Consider the following 23,770-nt stretch of genomic DNA (forward strand, 5'->3'; position numbering starts at 1 on the left):
CGTCGTGTCGTAGGTCGAATGATGGGTTCGTGGGCCCTCGCCGTCGTCGCGCTGCTGCTCACGATCGCTTTCGTCGTGGCCCCGTTCTGGCTGACCGGCCGCGGGATACTCGGCGAGGCGGCGTTGTCCCGCAGGGCCGCCGATGATTTCGTCGCGTACTGGCGCGCCGGTGACCCCACTCGCGTCGCAGGGATGCGCGACCTGGTCGACTACTGGATGCGCTTCCACATCGTGAAAGCCGTCGCTGCGGGACTCCTGGTCGCGGTGTCGGCGGTACTGGCGACCCGGATGTGGAGGTCGTTCGTCGACAGCACGGTGGCCGGCGGGCGGCGGCGGCTCGCCGGTGTGGCGGGAACGGCGGTGGCCGCCGGCGGTCTCGGCGCTGCGCTGTTGCTGATGGCCAACGTGCAGGGTGCGATCGCTCCGCTGTCGTCGGCGCTCTCCCTGGTGCCCTCATCGGGCGGTGATCCAGCCCTCCAGCAGGTTCGGGGTCAGGTGGCGCAGCAGCTGCAGGTCGGGGACATCTCGAGCCCCGCGCTGGCCCGTATGGTCAGCGACTTCGGCACCTATCACACCGTCCTGGCGGTGTGCGCCGTCGTGTTGGCTTGTGCTGCTCTGATTCTCGCCGTGACCCTCGCGCGGTCGGCCGTTCGTACCGCACGCTTCGATCGATCAGCGCGTCGCAAGAAGGGTGTCACCAGTGCGGTGTTCGGTGTCGTCGGGATCTGCGTGGTCATCCTGGCGGCAGCCAACATCGGCAACGCGGTAGACCCAGCCCACGCGTTGCTGTTGTTCTACGCCGGGTAGCCGTGATCGCGGTGTTGTGCACAGGCGCATACTGTTTCGTGGCGATTGTCGGTGGGCGCAGGTATGCTCGAACACATGAGCGACGGCGTGCAGGACGCGACAATGGTTGCGCTGCAGTCGTTCCTGTCCTCCCTCGGTGATCTCCCACTCGCTGGGACAGAGGCTTCGGCCGTCGACCAGATCAGTGTTCTCGAAGCCCTGAAGTCGGCGTGCGCTGCGGCGCAGGCGAAGCAGACGATGCGGCTCGAGGAGCTGCGTGTCGAGGCCGAGACCGCCGCGGATGTACCGAAGAATCGACAGGGCCGTGGGTTGGCTTCCGAGGTCGCGTTGGCTCGGAAAGCGTCCGGGTCGTCGGGTGGTCGGTATCTCGGGTTCGCGCGGGCGTTGATGCGCGAGATGCCTTACACCCGCGCCGCTCTGGCGGCTGGCGTGTTGACGGAGTGGCGGGCGACGATCCTGGTGCGCGAGACCGCACACCTCACCCCACGTGACCGTGGTGAGATCGACCGCCGTATCTGCGCTGATCTTTCTGCACTCGACGGTGTGGGTGATCGCGCGTTGGATGCCGAGGTGAAGCGTCTGGCCTACGAACTCGACCCGCAGGCTGTCGTCGACCGCCACGCCCTGGCGAAGTCCGACCGCCGGGTCAGCACTCGTCCCGCACCCGATGGGATGGTGCGACTGTCGGCGTTGCTGCCGCTGACGTCGGGGATCTCGGTGTACGCGACCTTGAAGAAGCACGCCGATGCCACCGTCGGCTGCGATGACCGCACCCATGCCCAGGTCATGGCCGACACCCTGGTCGAGCGGGTCACCGGCACAGCGACCGCGGACGCACTACCCGTCGCGGTGAACCTCGTCCTCTCCGACGAAGTGCTACTCGGGGACAGCACCGCCGCCGCGCACGTCACCGGCTACGGCCCGATCCCTTCCGACGCCGCCCGCGCGATGGTGAACACCGCTCTGGATGCCGAGAGCCGTTCCACGCTGCGAAAGGTCTACGCCGCCCCCACCTCGGGCGCGTTGGTGGCGATGGAGTCCACGGCACGCCTGTTCCCGACCGGATTGAAGACGTTCTTCGACCTGCGCGACCAGACGTGCTGGATCCCGTACTGCGACGCCCCGATCGCCGAATACGACCACGCAGAACCACACGCAAACGGCGGCTCCACCTCAGCAGCCAACGGCGGCGGCATGTGCCTGGCCCACAACCGAGCCAAACAGAACCCCGGCTGGCGGGTCATCAACCGCAACGGCACCGACATCGCCCGCCACACCGCAACAGTCACCACACCCACCGGGCACAGCCATGCCTCCAGAGCACCAGCGCCGCCAGGCCACCACGATCAACCGGTGAGCGCCGTAGAACGACAGCTCCGGGTACTGCTCGACGCCGCTTAGAGAGCGTCGGCGTCGGCCATCTGAGGCGATCGGGCCTGCAGGCTGAGTTCGAATCCGCGGGGCAGCATGGTGAGTCGCTCGTCGACCTCGAGTTCGTAGCCGGGATCGCCGGCGATGTCGAAGCGGTGCAGCAGTGACGCCAGGACCAACACCGACTCGTGGATCGCGAACTGGCGACCGATGCAGGCGCGGGCGCCGGCACCGAAGGGCTTGTAGCTGTGCGCCGGTCGCTTCTTCACGTTGGCGGCGAGGAACCGGTCGGGATCGAACACGTCCGGGTTCTCCCACACCGCGGGGTCCTTGTGGACGAGACCCAGCGACACGACCGCGTAATCCTGCGGCCGCATGCGGTACTTCCCGGCGAGCATGGTGGTCTCGCGTGGGCTGCGGGCGAAGCCCGGAACCGTGGGCCAGATCCGCAGCGATTCGTCGAGTACGCGACGGATGTATCGGAACTTCCCCACCTGTTCGAAGGTGGGCATCGCCTCGGGATCGGACCCGAGGAGTTCATCGGCCTCCGCGCGAGCCCTCGCCAGGCAGTCGGGATTGCGGGCCAGATAGTAGAGCGCGAACGACAGTGCGCCCGAGGTGGTCTCGTGACCGGCGACCAGGAACGTGAGGATCTGGTGCCGGATGTTGACCGGGGACAGCTTCTCACCGGTCTCGGGGTGTGCGACGTTGAGCATGATGCCCAACAGGTCGTGCTGGTCGGTCGACCCGGTGCGGGCGGCGATCAGCTCGTCGAGCATCGAGTCGTTGTAGGCCTGATGGTGGGCGTACCGGCGATCGGCGAGGCGCGCGAGGACCTCGCCACCCGGCACGGCCCGGAACCCACCCTTGCGGCGCCCGTTCTCCAAAGCCTCCACCATCGACCGCACGAAGGGGTGGGTCTCGGCGGAACTGAACGAGCCGAAGTCGTGGCTGAACGCACTGCGGCTCAGCGTCTCCATCGTCAACTTCGTCATGTCCCGCGAGATGTCGACCGGCCCGTCGCCGATCCGTGGCCGCCAGTACTCGAACAGCTCACGCGCGGTCTCGAGCATGATCGGGTGATACGACTGCATGGCCGACTTGGTGAACGCCGGCACCAACAACTCATGGGCCAGTTGCCAATTGGGTTCGTCGCTGTGGGCGGTGAACAAACCGTCACCCGCGTAGTCGCGCAACGCCTCCACCGCGGGCGGCAACGCCTTGCCGAAGCGGGTCTCGTCGCACAGCTCGGCGGCGAGTTCGACGTTGCCCACGAAGACGATCTTCTGCCGGAAGATCTGCAGCTCGAAGATCGGCCCGAGGCCGGCAGAGTTCTCCACCATGCTCTGAATCGGTCTACTCGGCCGAAAGCTCAGCAGATCGCCGACGAAGGGGAGTCGCAGTCCCGCGTGCGGGAACTTCTGGCCGGACCAGTTGTTGCGAATTCTCGAAGCCACGATCCGAGAATGCTCCGCTACTGAATCGGTGTCAAGTAAGGACCACTAGGATGTCCCCATGGCGACCCGCACCCGCATGACCCCCGAGCAGCGACGGTCGCAGCTCCTCGACCTCGGGGCCGAGCTGTTCGCGTCGCATCCCTACGACGAGGTCCACATCGAGCGTGTCGCCGAACTGGCCGGTGTGTCGCGCGGATTGCTCTACCACTACTTCCCCAGCAAGCGTGACTTCTTCGTCGCGCTCCTGGCGCGTGAGAACGCCGCGCTGATGAACGAGACGGCCCCCGATGCGAACCTGTCGCCGGCCGAGCAGCTGCGGCGCGGGGTGGAGGCGTTCCTCGAGCACTGCATCGGCCACGAGTTCGGCGTACGCGCGGTGTTCCGCGGAGCGGTCAGCTCCGATCCCGACATCGTCGCGCTCATCGCCGACTCGATCGATCGTCAGGTCGAGCGCATCCTCATCGCGACCGACGCGCCGCAGACGCCGGGCCCGATGCTCGTGCTGGCGTTGCGGAGCTGGATCTACCTGGTGCGCGCCGCGAGCTACGAGATGCTGTCGGACAAGCGTGCATCCCCCGACGACGTGACGCGAATGCTCATGTCGGCGTTCGTCGGCACCATCTCCGGGCTACCGCCGTCGGTGGTGCCGCCGGCGATGGACGCCGTGTTGGGGACGCTCGTCACTCCCCGGTGAACTCGGGGGTGCGCTTCTCGGCGAACGCCTTCGGGCCGATCTTCGCGTCTTTGCTCATGAACACCTGTTTGCCGAGTTCGGCGTCGACGCGGAACGCATCCTCCTCGTGCATGCCCTCGGTGTCGCGGATGGTCTTGAGGATCGCCTGCACGGCGAGCGGACCGTTGGCGGCGATGAGATCGGCGATGGCGAGAGCCTTGTCGAGGGCGGTGCCGTCGGGGACCACGTAGCCGATGAGCCCGTAGTCGAGCGCTTCGGCCGCGGTGATGTGGCGACCGGTGAGCAGGATGTCGGCGGCGATCGTGTACGGGATCTGGCGGACTAGCCGCACGGCGCTGCCGCCGAGTGGGAACAGGCCCCACTTGGCCTCGGAGACACCGAACTTCGCACTCTCCGCGGCGACGCGGATGTCGGTGCCCTGCAGGATCTCGGTACCGCCGGCGATGGCCGGCCCCTCGACCGCGGCGATGAGCGGCTTGGTGAGGCGGCGCCCCTTCAGCAGCGCGGGCATCTTCGTGAGATCCCAGCCGCCGGAGGCGAAACCGTCGCCGGGCGCGCGCTTGTTCATCGCCTTCAGATCGGCGCCGGCGCAGAAGTAGCCTCCGGCGCCGGTGAGGATCGCGGTCCGGATGCTGGGATCGGCATCGACCCGGTCCCAGGCGTCGGCCATGATCTCCATCATCTCGCCCGAGAGCGCGTTGCGGGCCTCGGGGCGGTTCATGGTCACGATGAGGGTGTGACCGCGCTGCTCCACGAGGCAGTGCGCCTGGGCGGTGGTGGGGGTCTCGGGTGTCGACACGGACATTCTCACTTCTTCCCGCAGGCAACATGGGTGATCGGACGCTTGCCCAAAACGGTAACACGTTCTAGTTTTGTGGTCATGGCCTACAACATCGCCGACTTCATCGAGCACGCGGTCGACCTGATGCCCGAACGCACGGCGCTCGAGACCGACGGCGACGCGCGGACCTACGCCCAGCTCGAGGCCGACGCCAACGCCCTCGCGCACCAGCTGCGCGCCCTGGGGATCGCCCCCGGCGACACCGTCGGCGTCTACAGCCGCAACACCCTCGAATGCGTCGAGGCGATGGTCGCGATCTTCAAGGCCCGCGCGGTGATGGTGAACGTCAACTTCCGCTACGTGGAGAGCGAACTGCAGCACATCTTCACCGACTCGTCGATGTCGGTGCTGTTCGTCGAACGGCAGTACCTGCCACGGGTGCGCGCAGTCGCCCCTCACGCGCCTGCCCTGCGACACGTCATCGTCATCGAGGACGGATCCGATGTGCCGCTCGAGGACGGCGACATCGCCTTCGTCGACGCCATCGCGAACAACTCCTCGGATCGCGATTTCGAGGAACGATCGAACGACGACCTCTACATGCTCTACACCGGCGGCACCACCGGCGCGCCCAAGGGCGTTGTGTGGCGCCAGGAGGACGTCTACCGGGTGCTCGGTGGCGGAACCGACTGGTTCTCGGGCCAGACCATCGACGACGAGTGGAAGTTCGCCAACGACGGTGCTGCGGGTGGGCAGCTCGTGCGCTTCCCGATCCCGCCGTTCATCCACGGCGGGTCGCAATGGGCGGTGTTCCAGGCGCTCTACGGCGGCGGCAAGGCCATCATCTACCCCGAGTTCGGCCCGCACCAGACGTGGCAGATCATCGAACGCCACAAGGTCAACGTCGTGTTCATCACCGGAGATGCCATGGGACGCCCCATGATCGACGCGCTCATCGAGACCGATTACGACACCAGCTCGGTCTTCTCGGTCGCGTCGTCGGCCGCATTGTTCTCGCAGAGCGTGAAAGACCAGTTCATCGACAAGTTGCCCAACGCCGTCATCATCGACGCGATCGGTTCCAGCGAGACCGGTTTCGGCGGTCTGGCCCAGGTGACCAAGGGCATGGACCATGCGGGCGGTCCGCGGGTGAAGGCCGACCCGAACACCGTGCTGCTGAGGGAGGCCGACGGTTCGGTGATCCCGGTCGGTGCCGACGAGGTGGGTCTGCTCGCCCGTACCGGCAACATCCCGCTGCGCTACTTCAACGACCCGGTGAAGTCCGACAAGACGTTCAAGGTCTTCGACGGTGTCCGCTACTCGATTCCCGGCGACTACGCGCGCTACGAGTCCGACGGTGCCATCACCATGCTGGGTCGCGGTTCGGTCTCCATCAACTCCGGTGGCGAGAAGATCTTCCCCGAAGAGGTCGAGCAGGCCCTCAAGGCGCACCCCGAGGTGTTCGACACCGTGGTGGTGGGGGTGCCCGATGAGCGTTACGGACAACGTGTCTCGGCTGTCGTCGCGACCCGTGACGGCAGCCGGCCCTCACTGTCGGAACTCAACGAGATCGCGCGGCAGCAGATCGCCGGCTACAAGTGCCCCCGCAGCGTGTGGTTCGTCGACGCCATCAAGCGGTCGCCCGCCGGCAAGCCCGACTACCGCTGGGGCACCGAGATCACCGAATCCCGTTCCGCCGACGAGACGCTCACCGTCGCCTCGGCCCGCTCCTGACCACCCGCCCAGAGAAGAAGGCACACCATGCGCACCGAACTGACCGAACAATTCGGCATCGAGTACCCGATCTTCGGGTTCACCCCGTCCGAGCACGTCGCCGCGGCCATCAGTCGTGCCGGCGGCATGGGCGTGCTCGGCTGCGTGCGGTTCAACGAGGCCGACGAACTGAACCGCGTGCTCGAGTGGATGCACGAGAACACCGACGGCAAGCCGTTCGGGGTCGACATCGTGATGCCCGCGAAGATCCCCACCGAGGGAACGCAGATCGATCTCGATTCGATGATCCCCGACGAACACAGGGCCTTCGTCGAGCGCACCCTCGACGATCTGAAGGTGCCGCGGCTGCCCGGCGAGGAACGCGTCAACGCAGGCGTTCTCGGGTGGTTGCACTCGGTGGCGCGATCACACGTCGACATCGCCATGGAGCACGCCGACCGGTACGGCCAGATCAAACTCATCGCCAACGCACTCGGCTCGCCGCCCAAGGACGTCATCGACAAGTCCCACCAGCACGGGGTGTCGGTGGCCGCGCTGGCGGGCGCGAGAGCCCATGCGCTCCATCACGTCGACGCCGGCGTCGACATCGTGATCGCCCAGGGATACGAGGCCGGCGGACACACCGGCGAGATCACCTCGATCGTGCTGTGGCCCGAGGTCGTCGACGCGGTCGAAGGCCACGCGTCGGTGCTCGCCGCCGGTGGTGTCGGCAGCGGACGGCAGATGGCCGCCGCGCTCGCCTCGGGCGCCCAGGGCGTGTGGATGGGTTCGTACTGGCTGACCGCGGCCGAGTACCGCCTCGGTGCCCACGGCGACGGCCCCACGGTCATCCAGGAGGCGCTGCTCGCGGCGACCTCGCACGACACGGTGCGTCGTCGCATCTACTCGGGCAAGCCCGCACGCCTGCTCAAGACGAAGTGGACCGACGCCTGGGACGCCGCCGATGCGCCCGAGCCGCTGCCGATGCCGCTGCAGAACATCCTCGTCAGCGAGGCCCACGCGCGGATCTCGGCCGCCGACGACGCGAGCGTCGTGGCGATGCCGGCAGGTCAGATCGTGGGGCGGATGAACGCCATCACCCCGGTCGCCGAGCTCATCGACGGGCTCGTGAGCGAGTACGAGGAGACGGTGACGCGCCTGTCGACCACCGTCGCCGAACGCTCACCCGCCTGACGGGCGGTAGCGGCGAGAGCCGCGGTCGAGGGTCCATGTGAACTCGATCGCGGCACCGGCGAGTGCGCGTGTGAGGACCTTGAACGTCGCGGTGCGCGGCAACTCGTCGACGACGCAGACGTGGTGCGGCCACTGCTTGGGTCCGAGATCGGTCTGCGCGGCGAGGAAGTCGGTGAGGTCGTCGGGGTCGAGTGCGTCGCCGACCAGTGACGCCACGATCTCGTCGCCCACCTCGGCGCCGACCCCGTGGACCGCCGCGAGACGGATCCGGGCATATCGCAGCAGGATTCGCTCGATCGGACCGGTAGCGAGGTTCTCACCGTCGACACGCACCCAGTCGCCGAGACGGCCGGCGAAGTGGACGTACCCCGCGGCGTCGACCCAGCCGAGGTCACCCGTGTGGTAGACGCCGCCACGCATCCGCTCGCCCTCGGCGACGGGATTCCCGTAGTAGCCGGTGAACAGTCCGGGGCCTGCGGAGTTGACGATCTCGCCGATCTCACCGATGGCACAGGGACTTCCGGTGTCCGGGTCGACGACGCCGACGGGCGCCACCAGGGGGCCGAGCGCCTCGGGTGGCGTGTCCGGGGTGCGCGCGATCGCGACACCGCCCTCGGTCGACCCGAAACCGTCGACCACCCTCGCCCCGAAACGGCGCTCGAACTCGGTGATGTCGCGCGGCGAGGCCTCGTTGCCATAGACGATGCGCAGCGGGTTGTCGGCGTCGTCGGCCCGCTCGGGGGTGGCGAGGATGAAGTTCAGCGGCCTGCCCACGTAGTTGGCATAGGTGACGCCGTAGCGACGGATGTCGTCGAGGAAGTTGCTCGCCGAGAAGCGGCGTCGCAGCGCGACCGATGCACCCGCGGCCACGGCGACGCTCCAGCCGGCGATGATCCCGTTCGAGTGGAACATCGGCATCGACAGGTACACGACGTCGTCGTGACCCAGCCCGAACCGGTTCGCCAGCATCACACCCGCGCCGGCGAACTTGTGGTGGTCGCAGCGCACCGCCTTCGGTTCGCCGCTGGTCCCCGAGGTGAAGATCAGCATCATGAGGTCCGTGGGCGCGGGCACTCCACAGGGGTGGGTGCCCGGCGTCGGCGTGGCCCGGCGGAGCCGATGTGCCCATGCGGCCGATGCGATGTCGATGACCGGCACCGATGGCCCGAGATCGATGCCGCTCAGCAGGTGAGCGGTGTCGGGGGAGACCATGACGAGTCCGCAGTCCGCGGTGACGATGTCGCGGTGCAAAGCCTCCCCGCGCCGCGTGGTGTTCAGTCCGACGAGGACGAGCCCGTCGATCGCCGCCGCGCAGAGCAGCAGGGAGAACTCGGGCACGTTGTCGAGCAACACCGCCACATGCGGCGGTCGCCCCGGATCGAGACGCGACCGCACTGCGCGCGACCACACTCGTGCCGCAGCGAGATGGGCACGCCACGAGGTGAACTCGCCGTCGAACCAGACGCCTGAGGTCTCCGCATCGGCCAGCGGCTCGAGGAGTTCGGCGATGGTGGACGTGGTCAGGCCGGCTCCGCCGCCAGTACGCGACCGATGCGCCGGAGCGCCGCGGTCGCCGAGCCCAGTGCGAACTCGTTTTGCTTGGCCCGCAGGAAGTAGCGATGCAGCGGGTGGCTGGTGTCGATGCCTACCCCGCCGTGGACGTGGACCGCGGTGTGCGCCACCCGGTGCCCGGCGTCGGCGGCCCAGAATTTCGCGGTGGCGAGCTCGGTCTCGGCGGGGAGTCCCTCGCCGACGAGGTAGGCGGCCTGCACGACCGTCAGTTTCGCCGCGCGCACGTCGATGTAGGCATCGGCGAGCCGCTGCGCGACCGCCTGGAACGATCCGATGGGTCGACCGAACTGGGTTCGCTCCCGGCCGTAGGCGGCGGTCAGATCCAGTGCGCCGGCGACGACGCCGGCCTGTTCGGCGCACTGCGCCAACGTCATCCGGTCGACCAGCGCCACCCCGACATCGCGACGACCGAGGAACGCGTCGTCACCGAGAGCGACGTCGGCGAACTCGACGATCGCCGTCGGTCCGAGACCGGTGCTGCGAGCCGCGCTGATCGTCACACCGCGTGCGTCGGTCGGCACGATCACCGCCACCAGGCCGTCGTCGGTCGATGCGGTCACGATGACCGCCGCCGCGGTCTCGGCGAACGGCACCGACACCTTGCAGCCGTCGAGCACCCACCGGTCGCCGTCGCGGCGGGCCGTGGTCGTCGGGGCCAGGGGATCGTCGGCGAGTTCGTCGTCGATCGCGACGGTCACCACCGTCGTCCCGTCGAGCATGCCGGGCAGCCAGTGACCGGCGATGTTCCCGCCGGCCGCCGCGACCACGGGCAGCGCCGCGATCGCGTGCGGACCGAACGGGACCACGGCGAGGTGTCGACCGAGTTCCTCGGCGACCGCCACGTTCTCGGCCGCTCCGAGCCCGGCGCCGCCGGAGTCCTCGGCCACCTCCAACGCGAGGAGGCCGGCGTCGGCCAGAGCACGCCACAGCTGATCGTCGATCGCGGCGCCGGAGGTCTCGAGGTCGGCGATCCGCTCCGGTGTGGAGATCTTCGCGGCGATGTCGCGCGCGAGTCCGGTGAGGTCGGTGGTGGCCTCGGTGGGTCGGAAATCCATGACGACGCCCTATCGCTTCTGGGGAGGTTGGCCGAGGGCGAGCATCGCGATGATGTCGCGCTGGATCTCGTTGGTGCCGCCGCCGAAGGTGAGGATGAGCGAGGAGCGGTGGTATCGCTCGATCCGTCCCATCAGCGCCGCGCCCGGTGAGCCGCGACGGAGGGTCGCGGCAGGACCGAGGACCTCCATCAGCAGCCGGTAGGCCTCGGTGGCGAACTCGGTGCCGAACACCTTGGTGGCCGAGGCGTCGGCCGGCGAGGGCGAACCCCCCTGCGTCGCTTCCGAGGCGATGTTCCAGTTGATGAGTTTGAGGAACTCCACCTTGGCGTGGACCCGTGCGAGGTTGAGCTGCACCCACTCGGCGTCGATGACCCGCTGACCGTCGGCCCGCTTGGTCTCCTGCGCCCAGCGCCGGGTCTCGAGCAGCGCCTGCTGGATGGGCGCCGCCGAGCACAACGCCACGCGCTCGTGGTTGAGCTGGTTGGTCACCAGCGGCCAGCCGCCCCCCAGCTCGCCGACGAGCGCCGACTTCGGAACGCGCACATCGGAGTAGTAGGTGGCGCTGGTGTCGACCCCGGCCATCGTGTGCACCGGCGTGTAGCCGAAGCCCTCGGCGTCGGTGGGCACGATCAGCATCGAGATGCCCTTGTGCTTGGAGGCCTCGGGGTCGGTGCGACAGGCCAGCCAGATGTAGTCGGCGTACTGGATGAGGCTCGTCCACATCTTCTGGCCGTTGATCACGAACTCGTCGCCGTCGGCGACGGCGGTGGTGCGCAGCGACGCGAGGTCGGTACCGGCTCCGGGCTCGGAGTACCCGATCGAGAAGTGCAGCTCGCCTGCGGCGATGCGGGGGAGGAAGTACGACTTCTGTTCGTCGGTGCCGAAGTTCATGATGGTCGGCGCCACGGAGTTGATGGTCAGGAACGGCACCGGGACACCGGCGATGGCGGCCTCGTCGGTGAAGATGAGCTGGTCCATCATCGGCCGGTTCTGCCCGCCGTACTCGGTGGGCCAGCCCAGCGCGAGCCACCCGTCGGCACCCATCTGGGCCACCACCTCGCGGTAGACATCGCCCTCGCCGACCTCTCCGGAGTCCGAGGCGAGCGCAGCGCGCCGGGCAGGTGTCATCAGTTCGGCGAAGTAGGTCCGCAGTTCACGACGGAGCTCTTCCTGTGCCTCGGTATAGGCGATGCGCATCGGTGCTCCATGAGACGATTGGACTCGGACGTTCCACTGCACCCACCAGCCCTGAGTGTGCGCAGTTCTGTAACACGTTCTAGCGTTTGTCAGCGTAGCGCGTCAACACCGCGCCGTGATCCGAGGAGTCTGAACCATATGCGTATCAAGGCCGATTTCGACCTCTGTGAGTCCAATGCCGTGTGTGTGGGGATGGCACCCGATGTGTTCGACCTCGACGACAACGACTACCTGGTGATTCTTCAGGAAGAGGTTCCCGAGGACCGTCTCGACGAGATGCGCCAGGTGGTCGCCAACTGCCCGAAGGCGGCCCTGTCGATCGAGTGACGTCCCCGCGGCGTCCGCGACCGGCCGACCCGACCGGAGACGCTTGACAATCGGCCGGAATTAGAACAGGTTCTAGCCCGTGGGTGCACTCGAGGGACGCGTAGCTGTTGTCACCGGCGCTGCCGCCGGCCTGGGACGTGCGGAGGCGATCGGCCTCGGCGCGCTCGGCGCCACGGTGATCGTCAACGACCTCGCCGGGGCACTCGACGCCAGCGACGTCGTCGACGAGATCGCGGCGCACGGCAGCAAGGCCGTCGTCGTGGCGGGCGACATCTCCGACTCGACGACCGCGACGGAGATCATGCGTGTCGCCGTCGAGGACAACGGCGCACTCGACATCGTGATGAACAACGCCGGCGTGGTGCGCGATCGGATGCTGTTCAACATGTCCGACGACGACTGGGACCTCGTGATCGCGGTCCACCTCCGCGGACATTTCCTGCTCACCCGCAACGCCGCCGCGCACTGGCGCTCGGCGTCGAAGGCCGCAGGCGCCCCGGTCTTCGGGCGCATCATCAACACCTCGTCGGAGGCCGGGCTGCTCGGCCCCGAGGGACAGGCCAACTACGGCGCGGCCAAGGCGGGGATCACCGCCCTGACGCTGTCGGCGTCGCGTGTGCTCGCGAAGTACGGGCCCACCGCCAACGCCATCTGCCCGCGCGCCCGCACCGCGATGACGGCCGCCGTGTTCGGGGAGGCGCCGGCGGGTGAGATCGACCCGTTGTCGACCGACCACGTGGTCTCCCTCGTCGGCTTCCTGGCGGGCCCCGAGTCGGCGTCGGTGTCGGGTCAGGTGTTCGTCGTCTACGGCCCGAAGGTCACCCTGATGGCCGCGCCGACGGTCGCCGAGACGTTCACCGCGTCGGGTGCGGCGTGGGATCCGGCCGATCTCGCGACCGCAGTCGGACGGTACTTCGACGGCCGCGACCCCGGCGTCACCTTCTCCGCTTCCCAGGCTCTTGCGCAGTGAGCCGGTGAACCGCCCGGGTACCAATTGGACGCATGCTAAGTTCAGCTCGTCGGAGATCGTCGATGGTGATGATGCGGCGATCACTGCAGCTCAGGCCGTTGTCGGCGGCAATCGGAAAACGGTCATGAACGTAACTAGAACACGTTATAGTTGCCGGACCTCAGGCGGAGCGGGGCCGATCCGGGGTACGTCCCGCGGTACACCGTTGTGTGAGGAGAGTCGGTGAACGCACGCCTGGCGGCTCCCTTCGTCGGAGTCGGCGATTTCGTCGCCCTCGCGGTGGCGACCGCCCGCGAGCTGCCGCGGCGACCGTTCCAGACCCGCGAGACGATCGAGCAGTCGTGGGCCATCGCCCGGGTCTCGATGGTGCCGACCGTCCTCGTCGCGATCCCGTTCACCGTCCTCGTCAGCTTCACCCTCAACATCCTGCTGCGCGAGATCGGCGCGCAGGATCTCTCCGGCGCGGGCGCGGCGCTGGGCACCATCACCCAGATCGGCCCCATCGTCACCGTGCTCATCGTGGCCGGCGCGGGTGCGACCGCCATCTGCGCCGACCTCGGTGCCCGCACCATCCGTGAGGAGATCGACGCGCTCAAGGTGCTCGGCATCGACCCGATCCACCGTCTGGTGGTGCCGCGGGTGATCGCCTCCACCGGCGTCGCGGTACTGCTCAACAGCCTGGTCTGCACCATCGGCCTCGGCGGTGGTTTCGTGTTCTCGGTGTACCTGCAGGACGTGAACCCGGGTGCCTTCATCGCCAACCTCACGCTGCTCACCGGGTTCGGCGAACTCGTCATCTCGATGGTGAAGGCCGCCCTGTTCGGACTGTTCGCCGGTCTCGTCGGCTGCTACCGGGGACTGAACGTCAAGGGCGGCGCCAAGGGCGTGGGCGATGCGGTCAACGAGACCGTCGTCTACTCGTTCATGGCGCTGTTCGTGGTCAACGTCGTGGTCACCGCCGTCGGACTGAAGGCGACGGGGTAGCGGCATGGTCCTGGGACACAGCATCTTCGTACGCGCCTCGCGTTCGAGCGCGCGCGCGACCGGCGAGTGGGACCGCATCGGCGACCAGGCGATGTTCTACTTCGACAGCATCGCCGCGATCCCGCGTGCGGTGCGGTTGTACAAGAAGGAGACCCTGCGGCTCATCGCCGAGATCTCCATGGGGACAGGCGCGCTGGCGATGATCGGCGGCACGGTCGTCGTCGTCGGCTTCCTCACGCTGTTCACCGGCGGCACCATCGCGGTGCAGGGCTACAGCTCGCTGTCGAACATCGGTGTCGAGGTGCTCACCGGCTTCTTCTCGGCGTTCATCAACGTGCGCATCGCCGTCCCGGTGATCTCCGGTATCGCGCTCGCCGCCACGATCGGGGCCGGTGCCACCGCACAACTCGGCGCCATGCGTGTCAGCGAGGAGATCGACGCCCTCGAGTCGATGGCGATCTCCTCGATCCCGTACCTGGTGAGCACACGCATCGTCGCGGGCCTGATCGCGATCATCCCGCTGTACGCGCTCGCCTCGGTCGCGTCGTTCCTCGCCAGCCGGTTCGCCACGGTGTTCATCTACGGACAGTCATCGGGGGTCTACGACCACTACTTCTCGACGTTCCTCATACCCTCGGACATCCTGTGGTCGTTCGTGCAGGCGATATGTATGGCTGTGGCGGTCATGATGATCCACACCTACTACGGCTACAACGCCTCCGGCGGCCCGGTCGGCGTCGGGATCGCGGTCGGCAACGCCGTGCGCGCCTCGCTCGTGGTCGTCGTCGTCATCACCCTGCTCCTCTCGCTCGCCATCTACGGCGCCGACGGGAAGTTCAACCTCTCGGGGTAGGCAGATGATGACGACCACACACACCACCCCGGCATCGGGACCCCGCGCATGAGGACCGAACACTCGACGCTGCAGCGCCGCATCGGCGCGCTGGTCCTCGTCACCGCCATCGTCGCGGCGTTCGCGCTCGCGGTCCTGCAGTTCAACAACACCTTCCGGTCGACGTCGGCGGTCACGCTCACCGCCGACCGCGCCGGTCTGGTGATGAACCCCGACGCGAAGGTGCGGCTGCGCGGGGTCACCATCGGACGCGTCACCCGGATCAGCCCGCAGGGCGATCGCGTGCAGCTCGCCCTCGACATCGACACCGACCAGTTGAACAAGGTGCCCGCCAACGTCGAGGCCCAGATCCGTTCCAACACCGTCTTCGGCGCCAAGTCGGTCGATCTCGCCCTGCCGAGCGACCCGTCGCCGGCGCGCCTGCGGGCCGGGTCGACCATCGCCGCCGACCGGGTGCAGGTGGAACTCAACACCGTGTTCGCACGGCTCGTCGACGTGCTGGCGAAGGTGCAGCCGGAGAAACTCAACGCCACCCTCGGTGCCATCGACACGGCACTGTCGGGCAAGGGCGACCAGATCGGGCAGGGACTCGACGACCTGTCGAAGCTCCTGGAACGCACCAACCCGACACTGCCGGAACTGAACCGGACGTTCCGCGCCACCGGCATCGTCACCGACACCTACGCCGACGCGTTCCCCGATCTGTCCCGCCTCATCGACAACCTGACCCGCACCGGCAACACGCTGGCCGACCGGTCGACGAATCTCGATGCGCTGCTGGTGAACACGACCGGTCTCGCCGACACCGTCAACGGCATCGTGGCGCCGAAGAAGGCGACGATCATGACGGCGCTGAGCAACCTCGACCCGGTGTCGCAGCTCCTGGGCTACTACTCGCCGGGACTCGCCTGCTTCCTGCGGGCCACCGACGGTGCCGGCCGCAAGGCGCTGCCCATCTTCGGCGAGACCACCGGCTACCTCTCTCTCAACGCCGGCGTCCTGCCCGGCAAGGAGCCCTACCGCTACCCCGAGGACCTGCCGAAGGTCGGCGTGCAGGGGCCGCCGACCTGTGCGCTGGGGTTGTCCGACATCAACGCCACCGCCCACGCCCCGTTCTACGTCGGCGACACCGCACCCCAGCCGTACCAGCCCCGCACCACACCGAAGGCCGACCCGCGCAAGCTGTTCGAGATCATGTTCGGACCGGTGCCCCGTGGCTGAGTACCGCACCCGCCGCGACCGGATCTTCCGCGCGACCACCATCAAGCTCGGTGTGTTCGCCGTGGTGATGCTGCTCATCTTCGTCGGCCTGGTGGTGGTCTTCAGTCAATACCGCTCGGGGTCGACCAACGGGTACAGCGCCACCTTCTCCAGTGCGTCCCAGATCAAGCCGGGCAGCAAGGTGCGGATCGCGGGTGTCGAGGTGGGCTCGGTCAATGATGTGTCCCTCACCCGCGACAACGCCGCCGAGGTCGACTTCTCGGTCGACCGCCAGTACCGCCTCCCGACGTCGGTGCAGGCGATGATCCGCTACGAGAACCTCACCGGCGACCGATATCTCGAGCTGGGCGAGGGCACCGGCAACCCCACGCAGCTGCTGCCCGACGGCGGCCACATCCCCGAATCGCAGACCGAGCCCGCACTCGATCTCGACAAGCTGCTCGGCGGCTTCAAGCCGCTGTTCAAGACCCTCAAGCCCGCCGAGGTCAACGACCTGTCGGGATCGCTCATCGCGGTGTTCCAGGGGCAGGGGCCCGCGCTGAACCAGCTCCTCGCCAGCACCGCGTCGTTCACCAACACCCTCGCCGACCGTGACCAGTTGATCGGCGAGGTCGTCGACAACCTCAACGCGACGCTCGGCACCATCGACGACGACAAGTCCGGTCTCGACACCTCGCTGGATCGTCTGCAGCAGTTGATCTCCGGGCTGTCGTCGCAACGCGACACCGTCGGCAAGGCGATTACCGACACCTCCCAGCTCACCAACGACCTCGCCGGTCTGCTCGACACGAACCGCCCGAACCTGAAGCGCGTGGTGTCCGAGACCGGTCGGGTGTCCGATCAGGTGCTCTCCGACGAACCGTTCGTCCGGGGGCTGCTGCAACGCTTCCCGGGCGACTTCAAGGCGCTGAGCAATCTGGGTAGTTACGGTGCGTGGCTGCAGATCTGGTTGTGCCGCGTCGACATCTTCTTCACCGGCCCCGACCACAAGGAGATCGTGTACCGGTCGCTCGACAACACCGGTGGCAACGTGAACCCGAGCGGGAGGTGTGCGACCCCACGATGACCACCGTCAGCAAGTTCGACACCCCGCGTTCGCGCGCCCGCATCGGCATCATCGGTGTGGTCGTCACCGCCCTGGTGGTGATCGTCGCCCTCCAGGTCGACAAGCTGCCCTACCTGTCGACGGGCAGCGTCTACACCACCTACTTCGACGACGCCGGCGGCCTGAAGACCGGTGACGTGGTGGTGGTCTCGGGTGTCGACGTGGGCACCGTCTCGGGTATCGGTCTCGCCCCCACCCGCGACGGCACCAAGGCGAAGGTCAGCTTCAGCATGAGCGACACCGTCGCGGTCGGACTCGACAGCCAGGCCTCGATCAAGACCGAGACCGTGCTGGGACGCCGCAATCTCACCATCACCCCGCGCGGGTCGGGCCGCCTCGAGCCCGGTGGCGAGATCCCCAACCGCAACACCGTGGCGCCGTACTCGCTCACCGACGCCCTCGACGACACCACCACCACTCTGGAGCAGACCGATCCCGGACAGCTCAACGACGCGTTGAACACCCTGTCGGCGACGTTCGCCGACACCCCCGGAGAGGTGCGCGGCGCGGTCGACGGCGTCGCGCGGCTGTCGAAGTCCATCAACGACCGCGACGACGCGCTGCGCCAACTGCTCTCGCGCGCAGACAGTGTGACCGGTGTCGTGGCCAAGCGCAGCGGTCAGATCAACGAACTGCTCGTCGACGCGAACGCGTTGCTCGGGGAGCTGCAGACCCGGCGGTTCGCGATCGGCCAACTGCTGCAGGGCATCAAGGACGTCACCGCGGAGGTGAGCGGCTTCATCGCCGACAACAACGCGCAGTTGACGCCCGTGCTCACCAAGCTCGACGGCGTGACGAAGATCCTCACCGACAACCGCGACAACCTCAGCCAGACCCTCGACCGGCTGGGTCCCTACGCCAACGTCCTCGGCGAGGCCGTCTCCAGCGGCCCGTACTTCTCGTCGCTCGTCGGCGTGCCCAGCTTCGGCGACTACACCTCGCTGTTCCTGAACCTGTTGCAGCAGAAGTACCCCGAGGCCGCCAAGGCGCTGGGCTACACAGGACTGTTCCCGCCGAAGCTGTTCCTGCGGCCCGATCAGGAGAGCGATCCCGACCGGTCGGTCCCCGAGGTCGGCTCGCCCCGCGACGGAGGTCCGTCATGACCAGGTTCCTCCCCGGTCGCCGACTCTGGCAGATCGCCATCGCGCTGCTGCTCATCGTCGTCCTCGGCCTCGCCGGGTACATCGGCTACCAGAAGGCGTTCTACAAGAGCTACACCGCGTACTTCACCGAGGTGAACAACCTCTACCCCGGCGATCCCATCAAGGTGCTCGGGGTCGACGTCGGCACCGTCAGCTCCGTGACCCCGCGGTCGGGAGATGTGAAGGTGCGCTTCGACGTCGACCGCGACGTCGACGTCCCGCGCACCGCCTCGGCGGTCATCGTGGCGCAGAGCCTGGTGTCGGGCCGGTTCATCCAGCTCTCGCCGGTCTACGCGGGCGGCCCGCAACTCGCCTCGGGTTCCGACATCCCGATGAACCGGACCGCCGTGCCCATCGAGTGGGACGACATCAAACGTGAACTCACCCAGCTCACCACCGCCGTCGGCCCCAAGGGCGCCGACGAGGGTTCGGTGGCGCGGCTGGTGAACACCGCCGACGCCAACCTCGAGGGCAACGGCACCGCCATCCGGGGATCGGTGGCCCAGCTGTCCGATCTCGCCTCGACGCTGGCGAACAGCCGCGGAGACCTCTTCGCCAGCATCCGCAACCTGCAGACCCTCACCGACGCGCTGTCGAAGAGCCACGAGGACCTGGTGCAGTTCAACGGCCGGATCGCCTCGGTGAGTCAGGTTCTCGCCGACAACACCGCCAACCTCGACGGCGCACTCACCAATCTCGGGTCCGCACTGACCGACCTCAAATCCTTCATCGACACCAACGGGCAGAAACTGAGCGAGTCGGTGGGTCGGCTGTCGGACGCCACATCGGTCCTCGCGAAGAAGGACGAACAGATCCGAGGGCTGCTGCACTCGGCTCCCACGCAGCTGTCGAACTTCTACAACATCTACAACCCGCTCACCGGTTCGCTGTCCGGCGTCTTCGGTCTCGGTCAGTTCGGCAACCTCGTCGACCTGCTGTGCGGCACGTTGGCCGGTAACGACCGCCCCGGCACCTCGCAGGCCGACGTGGCGAAATGTGTCGACGTGCTCGGGCCGATCCTGTCGTCGATCTCCATCAACTATCCTCCCGCGCTGATCAATCCGGTCAGCGGGATCAACGCCCGCCCGAACCAGATCCAGTACCAGAATCAGAGCGTGAAGGCCCGTGCACAGCAGGGCATCGTCGCGCAGGACGCCGCCACGCGTCGTTCCTATGGCGGCAACGTGGGGTTGGCGAACCTGCTGGTCCCGTTCGGGGGCCAGGGATGATGCGGCGCGCGTCGGTGGTGCGGCGTGGTGCGGTGGCGGTGTCGTGTGCCGCCGTTCTCGCGACGTCGGCATGCTCGTTCCAGGGGTTGAACTCGTTGCCGGTCCCGGGGGCCCAGGGCACCGGCGACGGATCGTTCCGCGTGACCGCGTTGATACCCAACGCCGCCAACCTCGTCCAGAACGCGCCCGTGCTGATGAACGACGCCACCGTGGGCAGCGTCGGCACCATCAAGGTCCGCGACTGGAAGGCGCTGGTGACCCTGCGGCTGAACAAGGGCACACGGATCCCGGTCGGGTCACACGTCATGGTCGGGATCACCAGCGTCCTCGGCTCACTGAATCTGCAGGTGGTGCAGCCGGATTCGCCGACCCAGGGATTCATGCGCGACGGCCAGGAGATCCCCACCTCGCAGTGCCCGACCCAGGACAACATCGCCGCACCGACCACTGCGAAGCCGGTCGCCGACATCACCTCGGCGCAGCAGGTCGCGCAGTGCACCTATCCGACGGTCGAGCAGGTGCTCAGCTCGCTGTCGGTGGTGCTCAACGGGGGCGGGCTCTCCCAGATCGGCGACGTGATCCACGAACTCAACGCGACGCTCGCCGGCCGTCAGGACACCATCCGCGAACTCATCCCGCGGTTGACCACCCTGGTGACCGACCTCGATCGCCAGCGCGGCAACATCATCCGCGCGGTGGAGGGACTCGATCGACTCAGCAGTAACTTCAACGCCCAGAGCGACACCATCGACCGGGCTCTGGCCGACGGTCCACGGATCCTCAAGGTGCTCGTCGACCAGCGGGTCCACCTGACCGACACCCTGGCCTCGGTCGGGCGTCTGAGCCGCAACACCGACGACATCCTCAAGGCCAACGGTGACGACCTGACCACGATCGTGAAGAACCTCGTACCGGTGCTCGATCAACTCCAGGCCAGCGGGAAATCCTTGACGCAGTCGTTGAACATCCTCGTCACCTTCCCGTTCGCCGAGTCGGTGATCCCCAAGATCGTCAAGGGCGACTACGTCAACGCGGTCATCAACCTCGACCTCACCAACGGTCGTCTCTCACGCGGCGCGTTCGCGAGCATCGGGGCGGCGGCACCGTCGGCGGTCTACGGACCCGAGGCGGTGCTCGGTACGCCCGCCGGCGCGGCCAAGCGCGGCGCCGACCCTTTCACCGCACCGCTGCGCCCCGATGCGCCTGAGGTCACCGCGGCCCCGGAGGTGAAGGGCCGATGACGATCTCACGGTTCGTCCGCGCACAGCTGATCATCTTCTCGATCATCACGGTGATCTCGCTCGTCGTCGTCGGGTTCTTCTACATCCAGGTACCTGCCATGTTCGGGGTGGGCCGTTACGCGGTCGCCGTCGAACTCCCGAGCACCGGCGGGATCTACCCCAACGCCAACGTCACCTATCGCGGCGTCACCGTCGGCAAGGTGTCGTCGGTGACGCTGACCTCCACCGGGGTGCGCGCCGATCTGTCGATCGACAGCGACCGCAAGATCCCCGCGTCGTCGACCGCCTCGGTGCAGAGCGTGTCGGCGGTCGGTGAGCAGTTCGTGCAGTTCATGCCGAACGGTGATGCGGCGTCCGGGGATTCGCGCAACCTCGTCGATGGGTCGGTGGTCCGCGACGGCCAGGTGCCGACCGAGGTGTCGACGCTGCTCGATCGTTCGAACGCGTTGCTGGCCAAGGTGCAGAGCACCAAGCTGCGACGGGTGCTCGACGAGTCGTTCGACGCCTTCAACGGTTCCGGCGAGGACCTGCAGCGTCTGCTCGACTCGCTGTCGCTGTTCGCCGACGAGGCCAACAAGAACTCCGAGCAGACCGCGAAACTCGTCGAACAGGCCGCGCCGCTGTTGGAGACGCAGACGGCCACCGTCGGTGCGATCCGTCAGTGGACGTCGAACGTCGCCGCGTTCACCGATCAGTTGCGGGCGAACGACCCGCAACTGCGCGACATCCTCGCGAAGGGCCCCGGCGTCACCGATCAGGCACAGCAGCTTTTCGCCTCGATGGACCAGAGCCTGCCGCTGCTGTTCGACAACCTGGCGACCGCTGGCCGCACGCTCGCGGTGTACCTGCCGAACCTGCAGCAGGTGCTCGTGCTCTACCCGCGGTTGATCCAGGCGCTGATCACCGCGATCAACACCGAGGACTCCCGTAAGGGGGCGAACGTCGATTTCGCGCTGGGCTTCCAGGACCCCGGCGTGTGCACGGTCGGCTTCCTGCCCGCCGAGGATCGTCGCCCGGCGTCGACGATGACCTCGCGCGATCTGCCGCCCGGCCTGCTGTGTCGGGTGCCGCAGGACTCGAACCTCGCGGTGCGTGGCAGTCGCAACTTCCCGTGCGTGGAGTTCCCCGGGCGCCGGGCGTCGACCCCGGAGGAGTGCCGGGAGGGCTACAAGCCGCTCGCAGAGAACGTCCCGTTCCCCAAGGGCATCCCCGGCGTCACCGGGCTGCCGAACGGGCAGCTCACGCCGGCGACGCCGTCGTCGTTCGACGGCGCTCCCGCGGTCTACGGCGCGGCGTACGATCCGGGGTCGGGTTCCGCGATCGGTCCCGACGGGAAGACCTACACCGTCGGTGGACTCGGCGCGGGGACATCGTCGCAGGGAGGAAGCGCCACATTGCAGAGCCTCATCACCGGGACCGTGCAGCGATGAGTCACGACGCAGAGCATCCCCGAACCCGACGGCGCGTGCGTAGGCCCGCGGGTCCACCCGTCGGCGGTGCGCCCGGATCGACGATCACCGCTCCGGCGGCGCGTACGACGTCGGCGACCGCGCCGCGTAAGAGCTCGCCCGTCGGCAATCTGCGCAAGTCGTCGCCGGCCGCCCCGGCTGTGGCATCGGGCTCGGCATCGGGAGGGTCGCCGGATCGGTCGGGCGCCGCGCTCGGTTATCGGCAGCGTCGGTCGGCGGTGGCGACGACCCGCAGCAGGATCGACCGGTCTCGACTCGGACTGCTCCTCGCGGGTGGCGTCGGCGCGATCGTCCTCATCGCGTTGGTCGTCGCCTCGACGCTGTTCGCGGTGAACACCTCGTCCATCGACGACGCGTCGGCGCAGCGGGCGCAGTATTCGGCGTTCGCGCGGCAGATGATCGTCAACCTGACCTCGTTGAGCCCCTCCACGATCGACACCGCCACCGACACGTTTGAGAACGACACCAGTGGCAAGGCGCTCCAGCAGCTGCAGGACACCATGCAACAGACGACCGACCTCATCAAGACCCAGGGCGTGAGCACGAAGGGCACGATCCTCTCCGACGCGGTGGTCGACAGTGACGCCGACTCGGCGACCGTGCTGATCGTCTCGGGCTGGACCATGAAGAACCCGCCCCCGGCCCAGGGGTCCGCGGCGGTACCGCCGGTCACCGGCGACGACACGGTGGTGCAGACGTTCCGCTGGAAGGTGGTCGTCACCAAGATCAACGGCGCGATGAAGCTGACCGACATCGAATGGGTGACGTGATGGCGCCTGCAGTGCTGCGGTCGACGCGGGCGAAGATCGTGACCGGGATGATGGTGGTGGCGATCATCGCCGCTGCAGCCGCCACGACGGTGCTGGGTCTTCGGTGGTCGTCGGCCGTCGACGACCGGGATGCCCGCACCTCGGCGCTCGATGCCGGGAAGCGTTACGCGACGGTCATGTTCGGGTTCACGCCGGCTGATGTGGACGCCAATGTCGCGGCCGCGAAGAGCGCTCTGGTCGGCAACGCGCGCACCACCTACGACCAGATCATGGCCGGCAGCGATCTCTCCGCGCAGGTGAAGAAGCAGAAGGTGAACTCGACGGTCTCGATCCAGCAGGCCGGGGTGGTGTCCGCGGACGCCGACCGCGCCGTGGTGCTGATCTTCATGAACCAGTCGGTGGTGCGCGGCGACACTCAGCTCGTGCGAGTCGAGCCCAGCCGGGTGCAGTACTCGATGCGCAAGTCCGGGGAGCGCTGGTTGATCGACGACATCGCCGTCATCACCGATGACTCGCTGCGCGACAAGTTGCACCTCGGCCCGCCGCCGGCCTCGTCGACGACACCGAGCCCGGCGCCCGGGAGCAGCGCTCCCGCACCTGCTCCCTAGGGCGCGGTGA

At 67.7% G+C, this 23,770-nt stretch carries 22 protein-coding genes; 17 read left to right on the forward strand and 5 right to left on the reverse strand.

Annotated elements, in window-relative coordinates:
- Positions 1-21: 21 nt before the first annotated feature.
- Together ACLBW1_RS05240 and ACLBW1_RS05245 are read left to right on the forward strand one after the other, a co-directional pair.
- Positions 22-807, forward strand: a complete 786-nt coding sequence (locus ACLBW1_RS05240) for a hypothetical protein (protein ID WP_447810510.1) — start codon at positions 22-24, stop codon at positions 805-807.
- Between the two features lie 75 nt (positions 808-882).
- A complete protein-coding gene (locus tag ACLBW1_RS05245) occupies positions 883-2,208 on the forward strand; it encodes a DUF222 domain-containing protein (RefSeq protein ID WP_447810511.1) in 1,326 nt (441 codons plus the stop codon).
- Here ACLBW1_RS05245 and ACLBW1_RS05250 read toward each other — a convergent pair.
- The gene (locus ACLBW1_RS05250; RefSeq protein ID WP_447811151.1) at positions 2,205-3,638 is read right to left on the reverse strand and encodes a cytochrome P450; all 1,434 of its coding nucleotides are present in this window, start codon (positions 3,636-3,638) and stop codon (positions 2,205-2,207) included. The two genes, ACLBW1_RS05245 and ACLBW1_RS05250, sit on opposite strands and share 4 nt — an antisense overlap.
- A 55-nt stretch (positions 3,639-3,693) precedes the next feature.
- On the opposite strand from ACLBW1_RS05250, the gene ACLBW1_RS05255 reads away from it, so the two are divergent.
- A complete protein-coding gene (locus tag ACLBW1_RS05255; protein ID WP_447810513.1) occupies positions 3,694-4,329 on the forward strand; it encodes a TetR/AcrR family transcriptional regulator in 636 nt (211 codons plus the stop codon).
- Here the strand turns inward: ACLBW1_RS05255 and ACLBW1_RS05260 are convergent.
- Entirely contained in the window at positions 4,316-5,134 is an 819-nt protein-coding gene (locus tag ACLBW1_RS05260; RefSeq protein ID WP_447810514.1) for a crotonase/enoyl-CoA hydratase family protein, read from the reverse strand. The genes ACLBW1_RS05255 and ACLBW1_RS05260 overlap by 14 nt on opposite strands.
- A 75-nt stretch (positions 5,135-5,209) precedes the next feature.
- Here ACLBW1_RS05260 and ACLBW1_RS05265 point away from each other — a divergent pair, with 75 nt between their 5' ends.
- Complete coding sequence (locus tag ACLBW1_RS05265; RefSeq protein ID WP_447810516.1) at positions 5,210-6,844, forward strand: acyl-CoA synthetase; 1,635 nt, start codon at positions 5,210-5,212, stop codon at positions 6,842-6,844.
- 27 nt (positions 6,845-6,871) lie between these two features.
- On the forward strand, positions 6,872-8,017 hold the full coding sequence (locus ACLBW1_RS05270; protein WP_447810518.1) for an NAD(P)H-dependent flavin oxidoreductase: 1,146 nt from the start codon (positions 6,872-6,874) through the stop codon (positions 8,015-8,017).
- Here the strand turns inward: ACLBW1_RS05270 and ACLBW1_RS05275 are convergent.
- From ACLBW1_RS05275 to ACLBW1_RS05285, 3 genes are read right to left on the reverse strand one after another with little or no spacing between them, the layout of a single operon-like run.
- Positions 8,006-9,541 carry an AMP-binding protein gene (locus ACLBW1_RS05275; protein ID WP_447811152.1) on the reverse strand — a complete coding sequence of 512 codons (1,536 nt, stop codon included), beginning with the start codon at positions 9,539-9,541 and terminating at the stop codon, positions 8,006-8,008. The two genes, ACLBW1_RS05270 and ACLBW1_RS05275, sit on opposite strands and share 12 nt — an antisense overlap.
- Positions 9,538-10,644: an acyl-CoA dehydrogenase family protein gene (locus tag ACLBW1_RS05280; RefSeq protein WP_447810519.1), complete on the reverse strand. Its 1,107-nt coding sequence runs from the start codon at positions 10,642-10,644 to the stop codon at positions 9,538-9,540. The genes ACLBW1_RS05275 and ACLBW1_RS05280 overlap by 4 nt, the downstream gene beginning before the upstream one ends.
- 9 nt (positions 10,645-10,653) lie before the next feature.
- Positions 10,654-11,841, reverse strand: a complete 1,188-nt coding sequence (locus ACLBW1_RS05285) for an acyl-CoA dehydrogenase family protein (RefSeq protein ID WP_447810520.1) — start codon at positions 11,839-11,841, stop codon at positions 10,654-10,656.
- A 138-nt stretch (positions 11,842-11,979) separates the two neighbouring features.
- Here ACLBW1_RS05285 and ACLBW1_RS05290 point away from each other — a divergent pair, with 138 nt between their 5' ends.
- The 12 genes from ACLBW1_RS05290 to ACLBW1_RS05345 all read left to right on the forward strand — a co-directional run bounded on the left by ACLBW1_RS05290 (position 11,980) and on the right by ACLBW1_RS05345 (position 23,760).
- A complete protein-coding gene (locus ACLBW1_RS05290) occupies positions 11,980-12,168 on the forward strand; it encodes a ferredoxin (RefSeq protein ID WP_045821857.1) in 189 nt (62 codons plus the stop codon).
- Between the two features lie 79 nt (positions 12,169-12,247).
- Positions 12,248-13,138 (forward strand): 3-oxoacyl-ACP reductase, encoded by an 891-nt coding sequence (locus ACLBW1_RS05295; RefSeq protein WP_447810521.1) that lies wholly within the window; start codon positions 12,248-12,250, stop codon positions 13,136-13,138.
- Positions 13,139-13,360: 222 nt separating this feature from the next.
- Entirely contained in the window at positions 13,361-14,122 is a 762-nt protein-coding gene (locus ACLBW1_RS05300) for an MlaE family ABC transporter permease (protein ID WP_045821859.1), read from the forward strand.
- 4 nt (positions 14,123-14,126) lie between these two features.
- Entirely contained in the window at positions 14,127-14,975 is an 849-nt protein-coding gene (locus tag ACLBW1_RS05305) for an MlaE family ABC transporter permease (RefSeq protein WP_447810522.1), read from the forward strand.
- A gap of 48 nt (positions 14,976-15,023) precedes the next feature.
- Positions 15,024-16,196, forward strand: a complete 1,173-nt coding sequence (locus ACLBW1_RS05310; protein WP_447810524.1) for an MCE family protein — start codon at positions 15,024-15,026, stop codon at positions 16,194-16,196.
- Complete coding sequence (locus ACLBW1_RS05315) at positions 16,189-17,262, forward strand: MCE family protein (protein ID WP_447810525.1); 1,074 nt, start codon at positions 16,189-16,191, stop codon at positions 17,260-17,262. The genes ACLBW1_RS05310 and ACLBW1_RS05315 overlap by 8 nt, the downstream gene beginning before the upstream one ends.
- Positions 17,259-18,404 carry an MCE family protein gene (locus ACLBW1_RS05320; protein ID WP_447810526.1) on the forward strand — a complete coding sequence of 382 codons (1,146 nt, stop codon included), beginning with the start codon at positions 17,259-17,261 and terminating at the stop codon, positions 18,402-18,404. The genes ACLBW1_RS05315 and ACLBW1_RS05320 overlap by 4 nt, the downstream gene beginning before the upstream one ends.
- Positions 18,401-19,672 carry an MCE family protein gene (locus tag ACLBW1_RS05325; protein ID WP_447810527.1) on the forward strand — a complete coding sequence of 424 codons (1,272 nt, stop codon included), beginning with the start codon at positions 18,401-18,403 and terminating at the stop codon, positions 19,670-19,672. Before ACLBW1_RS05320 ends, ACLBW1_RS05325 begins: the two co-directional genes overlap by 4 nt.
- Entirely contained in the window at positions 19,669-20,913 is a 1,245-nt protein-coding gene (locus ACLBW1_RS05330) for an MCE family protein (protein ID WP_447810529.1), read from the forward strand. The genes ACLBW1_RS05325 and ACLBW1_RS05330 overlap by 4 nt, the downstream gene beginning before the upstream one ends.
- Positions 20,910-22,343: an MCE family protein gene (locus tag ACLBW1_RS05335; protein WP_447810530.1), complete on the forward strand. Its 1,434-nt coding sequence runs from the start codon at positions 20,910-20,912 to the stop codon at positions 22,341-22,343. Before ACLBW1_RS05330 ends, ACLBW1_RS05335 begins: the two co-directional genes overlap by 4 nt.
- On the forward strand, positions 22,340-23,152 hold the full coding sequence (locus tag ACLBW1_RS05340; RefSeq protein ID WP_447810531.1) for a hypothetical protein: 813 nt from the start codon (positions 22,340-22,342) through the stop codon (positions 23,150-23,152). Before ACLBW1_RS05335 ends, ACLBW1_RS05340 begins: the two co-directional genes overlap by 4 nt.
- A complete protein-coding gene (locus tag ACLBW1_RS05345; protein ID WP_447810532.1) occupies positions 23,152-23,760 on the forward strand; it encodes a hypothetical protein in 609 nt (202 codons plus the stop codon). The genes ACLBW1_RS05340 and ACLBW1_RS05345 overlap by 1 nt, the downstream gene beginning before the upstream one ends.
- The last annotated feature ends 10 nt before the right edge of the window (positions 23,761-23,770 follow it).

The organism is Williamsia sp. M5A3_1d (assembly GCF_053345315.1).